Annotated in this window: 12 protein-coding genes; 1 reads left to right on the top strand and 11 read right to left on the bottom strand. The window is 36.9% G+C overall.

The window, feature by feature from the left end; translation table 11 throughout:
* The 11 genes from V7S79_RS04895 to V7S79_RS04845 all read right to left on the bottom strand — a co-directional run bounded on the left by V7S79_RS04895 (position 1) and on the right by V7S79_RS04845 (position 13,129).
* Positions 1-990, bottom strand: a complete 990-nt coding sequence (locus tag V7S79_RS04895; protein ID WP_459489439.1) for a glycosyltransferase family 2 protein — start codon at positions 988-990, stop codon at positions 1-3.
* Between the two features lie 35 nt (positions 991-1,025).
* Positions 1,026-1,652 (bottom strand): 16S rRNA (guanine(527)-N(7))-methyltransferase RsmG, encoded by a 627-nt coding sequence (gene rsmG, locus V7S79_RS04890; RefSeq protein WP_459489881.1) that lies wholly within the window; start codon positions 1,650-1,652, stop codon positions 1,026-1,028.
* A 6-nt stretch (positions 1,653-1,658) separates the two neighbouring features.
* Entirely contained in the window at positions 1,659-2,891 is a 1,233-nt protein-coding gene (locus tag V7S79_RS04885) for a tetratricopeptide repeat protein (protein ID WP_459489438.1), read from the bottom strand.
* Positions 2,863-4,419 (bottom strand): Rne/Rng family ribonuclease, encoded by a 1,557-nt coding sequence (locus tag V7S79_RS04880; RefSeq protein ID WP_459489437.1) that lies wholly within the window; start codon positions 4,417-4,419, stop codon positions 2,863-2,865. Before V7S79_RS04880 ends, V7S79_RS04885 begins: the two co-directional genes overlap by 29 nt.
* Before the next feature lie 293 nt (positions 4,420-4,712).
* A complete protein-coding gene (locus tag V7S79_RS04875; protein WP_459489436.1) occupies positions 4,713-5,561 on the bottom strand; it encodes a tetratricopeptide repeat protein in 849 nt (282 codons plus the stop codon).
* A gap of 32 nt (positions 5,562-5,593) precedes the next feature.
* Entirely contained in the window at positions 5,594-5,887 is a 294-nt protein-coding gene (locus V7S79_RS04870) for an HU family DNA-binding protein (RefSeq protein WP_459489435.1), read from the bottom strand.
* A gap of 639 nt (positions 5,888-6,526) precedes the next feature.
* Entirely contained in the window at positions 6,527-6,988 is a 462-nt protein-coding gene (locus tag V7S79_RS04865; RefSeq protein WP_459489434.1) for a DUF1569 domain-containing protein, read from the bottom strand.
* 4 nt (positions 6,989-6,992) lie between these two features.
* Positions 6,993-10,031: an efflux RND transporter permease subunit gene (locus V7S79_RS04860; RefSeq protein ID WP_459489433.1), complete on the bottom strand. Its 3,039-nt coding sequence runs from the start codon at positions 10,029-10,031 to the stop codon at positions 6,993-6,995.
* A 4-nt stretch (positions 10,032-10,035) separates the two neighbouring features.
* Positions 10,036-11,100 (bottom strand): efflux RND transporter periplasmic adaptor subunit, encoded by a 1,065-nt coding sequence (locus tag V7S79_RS04855; protein ID WP_459489432.1) that lies wholly within the window; start codon positions 11,098-11,100, stop codon positions 10,036-10,038.
* A gap of 11 nt (positions 11,101-11,111) precedes the next feature.
* Positions 11,112-12,491 (bottom strand): TolC family protein, encoded by a 1,380-nt coding sequence (locus V7S79_RS04850; RefSeq protein ID WP_459489431.1) that lies wholly within the window; start codon positions 12,489-12,491, stop codon positions 11,112-11,114.
* The gene (locus V7S79_RS04845) at positions 12,488-13,129 is read right to left on the bottom strand and encodes a TetR/AcrR family transcriptional regulator (RefSeq protein ID WP_459489430.1); all 642 of its coding nucleotides are present in this window, start codon (positions 13,127-13,129) and stop codon (positions 12,488-12,490) included. The genes V7S79_RS04850 and V7S79_RS04845 overlap by 4 nt, the downstream gene beginning before the upstream one ends.
* A 65-nt stretch (positions 13,130-13,194) precedes the next feature.
* On the opposite strand from V7S79_RS04845, the gene V7S79_RS04840 reads away from it, so the two are divergent.
* Complete coding sequence (locus V7S79_RS04840; protein ID WP_459489429.1) at positions 13,195-13,779, top strand: hypothetical protein; 585 nt, start codon at positions 13,195-13,197, stop codon at positions 13,777-13,779.
* Positions 13,780-13,855 lie beyond the last annotated feature (76 nt).

Raw genomic sequence — 13,855 nt, 5'->3', positions numbered from 1 at the left:
TTATTCAAGGAGGTCTCCTAAAATGGGGTGCCACCATTTCCCTCCGTCTTGCAATTTATAATTTCCTTTGACTCCCGCCATTAAAACAGGCAAAAATCTTTTTAGCCTATTCTTAGGTAAAGTGGATCTCATTCCATAATGCTCGACTCTTAATGACAATTTTCGAATAATTTCAGATGGAATATTCTCTTTTTGGGATAAATAATTCAGAAGGGCCTCGCTATCTGCATATTTCTTGGTGATCTTCTCTAACTTTGAGGCTCTATTTCTCGTCAAGCGATCCCAAATAGTAACAACTTTGCCGTTGCTTTTTAACCCTACTTGTTGTTGTTCATGTTCTCTGTAAAAAACAAGCGCATCTTTCAAAAAACCGATTCGATTATTTATGGCAAGCCAAAGCGCCATCCAGCCGTCATGAATTAATTCATTGATTATCGCTGGAATTGGAAAAACTTCTGGAATAATCTTTGACCGAATAGCCAATGTCGCACCCGTAACGACGTACCCTCTCAATAAAATATCAAACGAATTTCCTGAAACCCAATGTTGCTGTGCTTCATGCGTAAATTCAATTTGTTCAAAAGATGTTTTCCCTGTGGGAACACCCAATTGATTAATCATAATCGCATTGGAAAAAACAGCATCTTGATCTGGATGTTCATTCAAATAAGCGATTTGCTTTTCCACTTTATGCCTGTCCCAAATATCATCTTGATCACAAAGAAATATAAATTCTCCTTGGCAAGTTGAAATACAATTTTCAAAATTTTTGCTACTTCCTAAGTTTTCTGAATTTTGATGAATCAATACAGGAAAAGGCGCTGATGCTTTGAAATTTTGAAGGATTTCCAAACTTGCATCCTTTGATCCATCATCAAAAACGACCACTTCACTCACCATCATTGTTTGGTTAAGAATGCTAGTCAATTGTTGTTCTAGAAATTTTTCACCATTATAGGTACAAAGGGCAACAGAAATAAATGGGCTCAAAGGATCAATATATTTTTTAAATTTAACAAATAAAATTACATCGGAACGTATACAAGCTTTTTGGTTTCAAAAAATTCTTCGTCAAAGACCTCATATAGTTCGTGTAATTTATATTTCTTTCCAAATTCAGCCAATTCTTCGTCTAAATCTCCTCCTTTCAAACATAGTAAACCATTGCGCAGCGTGTGAAAATGATTGGGACTAACCTTTTTCTTCACCCAATAATAAAAAGGGGTTAAACGCGTAACCGCTCTACTGACAATGAATTCAAAATCTTGATCAATATCTTCCGCTCTTCCATGCACCGCTTTCACATTTTTTAAACCCAAAGATTCCGCCACACCCTCCACTACTTTGATTTTCTTGCCAATGCTATCAATCAAGGTAAATTGACAATTGGGAAATAAAATAGCCAAAGGAATGCCGGGAAATCCACCACCTGTTCCCACATCTAAAATCTCCGTTCCATCTTTGAAAGTAATAAACTTCGCAATGGCCAAGGAATGCAATACATGATGAAGCATCAAGTTATCAATATCTTTTCGAGAGATTACATTGATTTTTTCATTCCATTCATGATAAAGTGGCACAAGCTTTTCGAATTGCTCAATTTGCTCTTGACTAATCGATGGAAAATATTTTTTAATAATCTCAGTATGCATCATTTCTTATTTTTTCTTTCTGCGAGCTTTTTTTGCCTCGGAAAGTAATTTCTTAGCTTCTGTATGTTGACTCGATTTTTTCTCTGCTTTGTCTAATATTTCTTTGCATAAATCAACTGCCTTATCAAAATCATTTTCTTGATAAGCAATTCGTGCAATGCCTAAAAGCGCGGCCCAATAATACCCAGAATCCTTTGTGCCCGATTGTTCACTAAACTGAATACATTGGTTAAAATATTTCTTCCCTTCTTCGGAGTTTTTGAAGATATATAACTGATAGTAGCCCAATATATAACTTGCATAACGGCCCGAAACCGCTTCATATCCAGGTTGATGTTGCTCAATTTTGGAAAGAATACTTTTACAAATGGGTATGGCTTCATCCAACTTTCCTGACATATACGCTGAACGGGCATGATAGCGCTCAAAAAATGGGTTATCCGGAAAATTTTCGTGGGTGTATTTGGCAAGTTCATACGACTTATCAGTCATATTTTCCATGGCATAAATTTGCAGTAAGAAATACCTTGCCTCCGTCCGAGTGTAGAATGCTTGATAACTAACTTGTTCCAATTGTTTAATCCCTTGGTCTTTGTTCGCTTTTGGAAAAAGCCAAAGAACAGGACGAAGTAAAGGGAAATTTTGTTTGATGAAATGGTAATAATAATTGTACAAACCATCTCCAAACATTAATTCGGGACTAAAATCGGCGAAATTTCTTGAGTATTCTAGGTATTTTAAGGCATTCTTAGCTGCAAGCGTTGCCCTTGTCCAATGCTTTCTTTCCGCATGTAGTCGACCTTTAAAGCCATAAGCAGCTGCTAGGAAAAAAGCCGCTTCCGGGTTTTCGGTATCATCCCAAATTTTCTCTGCTTTTTCAATGCTAGCATCCATGTATTCCACCAAACGGTCATCATAGATTTCATTGGCAGGATTGGGAACAATCTTCCACCATTGAATCAGGCCTAAAAGAAAATCGGGAAGAGGATGTGTGGGGTATTTGACTTTTAAATAATTAAATTCCCTTTCAGCTTCAGGGAATTTAAAATTATACATCATATTGATGGCATTGGTAGCTTCAATTTGCACCTCTGCAGTGAGTAAAAGCATTCCTTTAGAACGCTCTTTTTCGGCTTCTTCTGTTCTCTTCCACCATTGCCCTTCAGAGATGAAGGGTAATGGAAGAAAACAGAAAACTAGAAGCAAATTTTTAAGATGATAATTCAATATCTTCTCCATTTTTATTCAGGAATTTGAAATCCGTTATGCCTAGAGAGGAATCTTCCATGATATTAATCCACGTTTTGTATGTCATAAACCATTTCATTCGAATCGAAGGAAAACCTTTGGTAAAATAAGCACTTAAAAATGGATGAACTAAAATAGTCAATTTCTTCTCGTTTTGTTTGGTCACCAAGTGATCGACATGTTGAGCGATAATTTCAGAAACAGCAATACTTGCTGTAATAGTTCCTGTTCCGCCGCAACTAGGACAAACCTCATGTGTTGCCACATTCATTTCTGGCCTTACTCTTTGGCGAGTTATTTGCATTAAACCGAATTTCGTCAAAGGCAGAATCGTGAATTTGGAGCGATCTGTTTTCATTTCATCGCGCATGATGTCCTGAATCAATTTACGATTATCAGGTTTTTTCATGTCGATGAAATCAATAACAATGATTCCACCCATATCACGCAATCTCAATTGGCGAGCAATCTCTTTTGCGGCCTCTCTATTGACACTTAATGCCGTGGCTTCTTGGTCTTCTTCCGAATTGGATTTATTCCCAGAATTCACATCAATCACGTGCAATGCTTCGGTGTGTTCAACAATTAAATAGCCTCCACCTGGTAAAGATACAGAACGACCGAAAAGCATTTTTAATTGCTTTTCGATACCCAATTGTTCAAATAATTTTGTTTTCCCAGAATGAAGCTTTACAATCTTTTCCTTTTCAGGAGCAACAGTATGAACATAACTTTTGGCTTCATTGTACAAGTCAGGACTATCCACAATGACATTGTCAAAATCCTTATTCAACAAATCACGCAACATGGAAGTAGCACGACTCATTTCGCCAATGATACGATCGGTAGGTTTTGCTTCGACTAATTTTTTAATTCCTTCCTCCCATTTAGCAATAGAATCATACAAGTCGCGCTCCATTTCCTCTACGGCTTTACCTTCCGCAACGGTGCGAACTATGACTCCAAAATTCTTTGGCTTGATGGAAGACATCAATTTTAGTAAACGAGATCTTTCTGCTTTGGAAGTGATTTTCTTTGAAATATTCACTCCATTCGCAAATGGCACGAGCACTAAAAATCTTCCTGCGATGGAAATATCACAAGATAAACGAGGTCCTTTGGTAGAAATAGGTTCTTTAACCACTTGGACAAGTACGGGTTGATTCCGAGTTAAGACTTTATCAATTTTCCCTAATTTGTCGATTTCCTCTTCAATTTTATAGTTTTCAATCTTGATGGTTTTTCCTTTTTTATTCAGGACATCACGAGTGAATTTATGAAGGGTATTCAAATTGGGGCCAAGATCATGATAATGCAAAAATGCATCTTTATCATATCCTATATCAATAAATGCAGCATTTAAACCGGAAACAAGTTTTTTTACTGTTCCCAGGTAAATATCTCCAACGGAAAATTGAGGTTCAGACTGCTCAATATGATATTCTACAATCCTTTTGTCATGCAAAAGGGCAATTCTATCACCCTTGGGGGTAGAATTAATAATTAATTCATTACTCACAATACGTTGACGAGAAGAATGTTCACGGGCTAACAGCCCTAATAGCTAAATTACGCACGAATTTAAACACCAAAAACAGGCCATTTATTTGATAAAATGCCTGTTCTTGGGTTACCAATTACAAATCCACGAAGAATCAGTAATTATATGAACTATTTCTTCTTATGACGATTTTTACGTAAACGTTTTTTTCTTTTGTGAGTTGAAATCTTATGACGTTTTCTTTTTTTTCCGCAAGGCATACCTTTTAGCGTTTAATGTTTGAAATAAATTACGAGGATTGATTTTCAACCTCAATGTTTTTGCATTTCTGCAAGCAATTCTTTAGCGGCCTTCTGCTCTTCTTGATCTTTTGAATCCTTTAGGACTCGATTAAGAATTTTCTCTGCCTCTACTTTTTTATCTAACTGTGCCAAACAAAAGCCAAGATTTAACGCAGCTTTAAAATTGTTCGGTTCCAGCTTCAATATCTGTGTGAATCGTTCTTGACCTTTGCCAAATTGATTCGATTTAATAGATAACAAACCTAAATTAAACAAGGCTGGCACGAAGGTCGGTTCTTGTTCAATCACCTCTCTTAAAAGCGTAATGCCTTTCATGGGAGTAGGTGTATCTACATAAGTCATCGCCATATTCGTCTTAACTAATAAGTTATTCGGATCAAGCGATAATGCTTTTTCATAATTAGTTCTAGCCTTTTCACCTAATCGAGCGCCTTTTTTTGCGTCGATGGAATAGGTTTGAGCTTCAAAATAAAGTTGAGCGGTTTTCAAAATATTAGGAAGCGTCCCATATTTGGAAGAAAATTGCTCTGCATAAAAGGCCGCGCTATCAATACGAGAGGCATCTGTAAAGGTTTTGATCAATTGATCTAAGGCCTTTACTTGGCTTTGTTCTGTATTGGCAGCTGCCAATTTCATCTTCCAATTGCTAATTTCCTTTTGTTGTTTTTCACTCAAAGGAGTAGCATGAGTCTCTTCAGATGTAGCAGTTTCCACTTTATCTGTTGCGCCATTCGCGTCTCGATTGGCACCGCCAGCCACGGCGTTTTGTTTAGTACTTACGTTTCCTTTGGGCAATTGAAACATAAGAGCAATTAATCCTAGGCCAATGATTAAAAGTATCGCAAGGGATTTTTTCATCTTTTTGGACCTTTTTAATAATAGAAATGCTATTATTTGGCAGGGTCAGTGCTAGTTTTTACTTGTTCTACGAACACTTTGGCAGGCTTAAAGCTTGGTACATAGTGCTCATCAATGGTAATTGCTGTGTTTTGAGAAATATTACGAGCTATTTTTTTAGCTCTTTTTTTATTAATAAAACTCCCAAAGCCACGAATATAAATATTTTCTTGATTGGATAAATTTTCTTTTACTACTTCAAAAAACTGCTCCAAAGTTTCAGAAACGTCTTTTTTCTCAATCCCTGTTTTGCTGGAAATCTCAGCAATTACATCTGCCTTAGTCACGTGTATTAAATCTTTAAATTATTTCTACTTATTAATTGGTTTTGTTCCTTCTTTTAAAAGGGATACAAAAGTAGTATTTTTCTTTAAGAATGTAAAATCTAAAGTGAAAATATCTTTTTTTGAGGTAAGAGGTAATAGGTAAGAGGAAAGGAGGTTTTGTCTTTTCTCTCTTACCTATTACCTTTTACCTATTAATGCGAATTAAGGGTTAAAAACTAAAATTCCGGATCCTTTCCAATAATTGTGGCTAAATCAAATTTAATTATCTTTTTTCTTGCCAACAATGCAATTTTCTGGCTAATTCTTTTTCTATGGTATTTCTTTTTTTGAAAAAAGAAACAAAAAACTTTTTTATTGCAAGTTAATCCAAGACGAATCAGCCTGTCGGCTGACCGATTTTCACTTTGCTCTCGGCTATTTTCTTTGACCCTGACGCACATCGCCCTTGCGCATTGTCAAAGCTCCGCCTACCGCTACGTTCAAATCTTTCGTTGGGATTAACCAAAAGTTCATTTATAAGTTTGAAAAAGAAGAAATAGCGTTGGCTGAGCGAAGCCGAAGCCAAAAGCGGTAATTAGAGAAATGAAAATCAGATATTTTGACTCTTAATTCGCATTATTACCTAATCCATCATGCATCTCAAGTCCTTCCGTTAATCGCCTTAACAATTTTCAAATGATGATGCGTATGAATCGCTAAAAACCGGGGAGTTAATTTCGTATTGATGTGGCCAAATAAAGGATGCTCAAAATATTTATTCACTGGAATCGATTTTAAATCTTCGACATTTTCCAGCGCGAGGGCCAATTCTTGAATGATTTTATCTTTACCTGAACCTTCTTTTGGACTAACCGCTTGCGGGGCTTTTGCCTTACCTTTGGGAATAATCCCCCATACGATGACCAACCATTTTACAATGGAAAAAGTGGGTTGATAAAATTTTGCATTAGAATGTTTTAGACTGGAAATCACTTGATTAATCACCAAAAGACTATGCTCTAAATGCCAAGCAACATCTGCCTCTGAAACCAAAGGATTTTTGGCACTTGATTTTTCCATTAAGACTTCTATTTCAGCCAATTGTTTTTCTAGTGACTTCATCTTTTTAAATTTTAGGTGGTATTAATTTATAAACAACGGGTGTAACAATTCTTGAAAGTAAGGTAGAGCTTATTAAACCACCAATCATAACAATCGCCAAAGGAGAAATCAAAGGATTCGTGGAAATAGCAATGGGAATTAAACCTCCAATGGCCGTCAAAGTAGTTAAAATAATCGGTAAAAATCTAACCTCCCCAGCCTCTCGAATCGCCTCCTCCAGGCTTTTACCTTCCTCCCTTAATTGATTGGTGAAATCCACCAATAAAATGGTATTTTTTACCTCTATTCCTGCCAAAGCAATCATGCCCACCGTGGCCACAAAAGACAAGGAGTTTCCTGTGAACAATAAGGCTAACACGGCCCCTACAATACCCAATGGTATGACAGACAAGACAATGATAGTGCTTTTAAAGGTTTTAAATTCCAAAATCAACACGGCAATAAAAATAAAAACAGTCACAATAATGATATTACCAAAGCCCCCAAATGAATCGTTTCTACTTTCCACTTCGCCACCCATCATGTAAGTATAGCCTTGCGGCAGTTTCATCTTTGCCAACTTAGATTGTACCTCTTTGATTACTTCATCATTCAAATAACCCTTTTTCACAAATGAACTCAAAGAAACCATTCTGGACGTATTAAAATGGTTAATGCTTACCGGCGACTGCTCTAATTTAAGCTCTGCGACTTGCGAGAGCGGGATGGCTGTTCCTTGGACATTGTTGACAAATAAATGATCAAATACCTTTAAGCTAGCTTGATTTGAATTGGGTTTTGACACCAAAATATCAAAATCATTGCCATCGGAATCTGAAAAAGTGCCCATTTCAATGCCAGCCACCACCAAACGCACCATTCGGTCGATGGACACCGTTGGAATGCCCAGCATACTTGCTTTTTCTTTGTCGATTTCAACTTTTATGTCCGACTTTAGATTTTTTAATGGGTTGTTCACATAAATGCTCCCTGGGGTATTTTGAAGCATTTTTTCTACTTGCAAAGCTAAAATTCGAAGAGTATCAATGTTTCTTCCAATCATTCGTACTTCAACGGGAGCCACCATTGGAGGGCCTTGCTCAAAGTTTTTAACTTCCACTTTGGCATTCGGGTACACTTGCCAAGCCTTTCTTAATTGCTCAATAATTTCCAATTTCCGATTGACGGAAGTGCTTTTCTTTAACTGAACAAACAAGCCCGCATAATCCGTGCGCTCATTGAGAGGAATGGCATTGTAATAAATTCTTGGATTACCTTTTCCTACGTTGGAAGTAACAAATTCGACCTCTGAAATATGTTTCAACTCACGTTCCACTTTTTTAGTAATGGAATCTGTAAAGGCCAAACTAGATTGTGGAGGAGCATAAATATTGACCAAAAATTGAGGTTTTTCTGAGGCGGGAAAAAGGCTAAATCCAATGACTGGAATGAGTTGAAGCGAAGCGATGAAAATTCCCAAAGCGACAAAAAGGGTGATCCAAGGTTTCTCAATCGCAACATCCAATAGTTTGGAATAGGTCCCAGAAATCAGTTTTTTGAGCATGCGTAAAAAGAAATTTCCATCTTCATGACCATCGTGTTTTTTCAAAAAGCGACTCGATAAAAAAGGAACAATCGTTAAAGACACCAACATGGAAGCAATGATGGATGAAATAACGGCCACTGGAAGGCAACGTATGAATTCTCCCGAGGTTTCTGGAAGAAATACCAATGGCATAAATGCAATGACTAACGTAACAGTACAACCCAAAACAGCCATGCCAATTTGCTCTGTCGCCTTGAGCGTAGCGTCTAACCTAGAATAACCCTCCCGAATCCAACGCTCAATATTTTCTACCACCACGATGCTGTCATCTACCAAAAGGCCCAAAGCCACCACAAAACCCACAATGCTCAATTGATTCAAACTATATCCCATCAAATTCAAGAGCACAATCCCAATGGATAAAGAAAGCGGAATAGAAATCATCACGACCAAAGCAGCCCGATAACCCAATGGTAAGAGTGTAATAGCCACCAATAATATGGCAATTAAAAAATCAGTAAATAGGCCTCCTAAGCGATTATTTACATTGTCTGCTTGGTCAAAATTGACAATTAAATCGATGTTTTTGGGAAGGGTCTTTTTAAATTGTTCAATAACTGGCAAATAATTTTTCTGCGTTTTGGTGATATTTTCACCCGGTTTTTGCGCGGCAGCCACTAAAATACATCGATTCCCATTTAGTCGAGTAATGTGTTTATCTTGATCGTAATCAAAATACACATGCGCGACATCTTTTAATAACACATTTTTCCCGGCGTAGCTAAAAACGACTGTGTTTTTAACTTCATCAATATTTTGATAATTCCCACTGGTTTTGATGTTATAAGAGCGATTATTTTCAACAATACTTCCGGCAGGAATATTCGCTAATTCACTTTGAATGGACTGTAAAACACGGTCGGGTGTCACTTGAATTTGGGCCATTTTTTCCAAATTCAAATCGATTTTTATCAATTCCTTGGGTAATCCAAAGATTTCTACATTTTTCAATGTTCGAATCTTCTCTAAATCGTCTTGCAATCGTTCTGCGGCCTCCTTCAATTGCTTCCTAGAGGCATTATTAGAAACCAAAGCCATTTGCAATACATTCACACTGGAGGGTGAAACTTTATTCACTTCCAAACGAACAATTTCCTTCGGTAATTGCGCTCGCAGACTATTAATTTCACGAACCAATTCCGAATACTTATCCTCTACATTTACACCGAATTTATATTGTACCTCAAAGACCGCTAGGCCATCGCTGATTCGGGTATTGATTTTCTTAATATCCTCCAGGCTATTGATTTTCTTTTCAATGGGATCCACGATTAAATCCTCCATGTCTTCGGGACTAGTCCCCGGAAAAACGACAATAATGGGAAATTGCGGGGTATTCATGTTCGGGTCTTCTTCCCGAGGCATACTTAAAATGGTGGTTATTCCAACGACAATCACCATCAAGAAAATGATCAACGTAAATTGATAATTTTTTACCGCATAATTGGAAATTTTCATCTTCTTATTTCGATTGTGGTGGAATTATTTTGATGGGCGATTGATCGTCCAAATATGCGTTTCCAGAAGTAATTAGGTACTGTGCATTTTCTAGTCCTGAAACTATATTCACTTGGCCATTTTCTAATTTACCCAACTTGACTTTCACCTTTTGTGCGATTTTTTGATCATTGCTAATAAAAACATAGCCTTCTTCCTCATTTCCGTCCATGATGGCGTCGTAAGGGATTTTCCAAGAAGTCTGATTCGATCTTAATTGAATGCTAGCTTTTCCAAATAAACCACTGGCTAAATGCTTCCGTGGAATTTGATTGGCTGAAATATTTACCCAAAGGGTTCCTGTGATTGGATCGACACCTTCTGATTTTTTTACCACTTTTCCAGGAAAAGTTTGCTTGGAAAACGACTCGACTAGAATGTTGGCATCATCCCCCACTTGCACATTCGCCCAATCGCGATCACTCAGAGCCACTTTCAAAATCCAATTAGCATTGTTGGCGCCATTGACTTGCAAAATAGGCGTTCCAGGGCCTACCACCTGTCCATCATTGGCCAATTTTCTTAACACAAATCCAGATTGATTCGCTCGAATTTCGGCAAAATCACGGTTAAAGTTCAGTTGATTGAACTGTTGTTGTGCCACCTCAAAAGCCGATTTTGCATTTTGGAATTGTTCCAAAGTAGCCACACTATCGCGATACAAATTCCCAGCACGCATAAAATCTCTTTTGGCTTTTTCCAAACCAATTTGTGCTTGTTGCACTTGGGATTTGATTTCCGTCAAATTTAAGGTCGCCAATAATTGTCCCGTTTTGACAGCATCTCCTTCTTTGACAAAAATATGTTGCACAATTCCACCAATTTTGAATCCCAAAAACGTTTCATCTTCTGTAGAAAACTGACCGGAAGTGGGAAGAATAGCATGGTCTAAAGATGCTTTTAGGGGCATAACAGTCACTGGAATGATCTCCTCAATTGCTGTTTCTGCGTTTTCCTTACTTGATTTCGAGCATGAAAACTGGCACAAAATCAGTAATAAAAAAGATAAAAAGATGGTATAATTTTTCATGGTTACCTGTATTAATTCATTGGATATGCTGCGATTTCACGCTCGTAATTGGTTGCAGACAACAATACTTTTAGTCGGGCATTATTGACTTGCGTTTGTGCTATTAAAAATTGAGATCGAGCCTCAATCGTTTCTAAATAGGAATTAACCCCTTCCGAAAAACCTTTTTGGATTAAATTGAAATAGCTGGAAGCTGATTCCAATTGTTTTTCAGCTGAATTTAATTTCACCACATCACTTTGCAAGGTCATTTTAGCTGATTCAGCGGCGAGGTTCATTTGCTGACTGACTTGTTCTAATTTGTTTTGGGCCAATTTGATATCCAATTGAGAAGAAGAAATTTTCATCAAATTTCGCTTGCCTTGATAAATTGGAAGATCCAATTGAAGTCCTAAAAAATAATACGCAGATTTTTGATTTACATCCCAATTCGTAGATTGCGAACCTAGATTAAGGAATCCATTCACTTTGGGAAGCCAAACACTTTGGCTCAATTTCAGGGCATTACGGTTAATCGATTCCATTCCTTTCAACAACTTCAATTCCTCTCGCTGTTCAATCAATGCTTCAGAGGAAAGTATTTTTTTGGCAAATTTTTCTAATTCCTCCGAATTGGGATTCTCTTGAATGTCCCGATTTAAATCGACATTCAGTAAAAAATTAAAATACATTTTAGCTAAAGCCGATTGTTTTTCCGCTTCAGCCAACATCGATTGAATCGAATACACTTCACTTTCACTACGAATTAAATGTGCGGGTAAACCTTTGCCATTGGCAATTAATTTTTCCGTGATTTTTTTGGTTTCAATGGAACGGATTAAGGCGCTCTTGTAAATTTTGATGGCACCAATGGAGGTTAAATAATTGAAATAGGCAGATTTTACTTGGGCGATTAATTCTCTTTTATAACTTGATAAATCATTTTTCTGCAATTCAAATTGTTCCTGTTGAATCTGTTTATTGATGGAAATTTCTTTGTTATAAAGAGGCATACTTGCGATTAATTTCGCATCGTAGAAATTTTTCGGCAAAAAATAGGCTTCATAATTCTTAGATTCTCCAGATGACATAAGCACAGGAGGGATAGTTGAAATCCGATTCAGCGTAGCATAAATGGGGGCAACAATTTCATTGACTGGAATGGAAATGCTCCTTCCTCCTTCACCCGTTTGATAAGAGCTTTGAAAAGCAAGATTCGGGAAATACAAAGTCCTTGCCGATTTCAAAGAAATCATGGCTTTATCCACCGAAATATTTTTTTGCTGAATGACTAAATTATTTTGAAAAGCCTCTTGGACATATCGATCTAAAATGGCTTCTTGTCCAAAAACCTCATTAGCGATGAAGCTGCACAGCAATAAAAAGAGAAAAATACATTTTAGCGGTTTCATGAATTTTTGATATTTACATGATTAGTAATTAAACCTTCTATTAGCCAATCCAAGGACTTAAGCATCATGCTTGGGATGGATTCTTTGGGAACCAACTTTTCAAGACGCATTCGAATATTCAAGGAAATTAATCCATGCAAACTACTCCAAAGAGTGATAGAGATTAATTCGGCATCTCCTGGAGGAATTTTATGTTGGTCAATGCACTCTTGCACCAAATTAGTCAGGTGCGTAAATATTTTATTCGCTCCAGGCCAATCTTGTAATTTTAGATCCGCATGATGAATCATGGGAGCTTGCTGAATCAGCATCAAATCATAATATTCAGGGAAATTTGATCCAAATAAGAGATAAAACTCGCCCATTTTTTTTAATCGTTCCAAAGGATCAGAAATATCACTCAGAGTATCGGCAAAGGTGTTAATCATGTCAAAACCTTGCTCACAGAGCTCGTACAAAATTTCTTTTTTGTCTTTAAAATACAGATAAATAGTTGTTGGGCTATATTGAATAATTTCAGCAATTTTCCGGATGGAAACATTATCGAAGCCTTCTTCTTTAAACAACTTAATAGAAGCGTCTAAAATAGCTTTCCGAATTTCTTGTTTTTGTTTTTCCTTTCTTTCCTGAATTCCCATGGCAATATATTAACAATGACAATTTAATAAACAGTGTTAACAAATATAAAGTATTTATTTAAAACATGAAAATTAGAAAAATACCTACCTTTGCACAGATGAAATTAAATTGCCTAGCATTTCTTGTTTTCGTGTGTACATTGGGTCAAATTTCCTGTAGCGCACCTGAATCCAATGGGAATAATAATACCTATTATCACTGGGAGAAATTTCTAAATAGTGCCATTAAAGAATTAGAAGCACATCCAAAAATGGTACAAAAAACCATTTTTTTACAAGATAAAAAAGAAGAAAAGGTATTTAAAACCATGGATTGGCAGAAAGAATGGGCCGTGTTCATGGAAGCCGATTTGAACAAACCTGCTTATCTACTGAGTTACGATAATCTTTCGGAAGATGGTCTAATTTGGTATTCTGCCAAAATTGGGGAAAAAGTCCCTGTCAAAACCTTCAAAATGCATTTAGATGCCGTCGGCAAACCTTTACAAGTCGAAATAATCATGTCTCAATCGAATTTTTTGTTTGAGACTTCCAAAAAGCTCAATATGAACATCATTGATGGCCGAGTAGAAACTTATTCCATCGATGGTTACCAAAAAATCCGCTTTCTTCCAGCTACTACGTATAAGTTAATGGGGGTGCTTTTGTGATTTAGAAGAGAGGAAAGAGAAGAGAGGAAACGGGAAAAGAGGAAACGCGCTCGGCTGTGCCGAGTGTGTACTATGA

Source organism: Aquirufa sp. ROCK-SH2 (genome assembly GCF_054558315.1).
The sequence above is the reverse complement of the archived record's forward strand: the minus strand, read 5'-3'. Positions and strand labels throughout refer to the sequence as shown.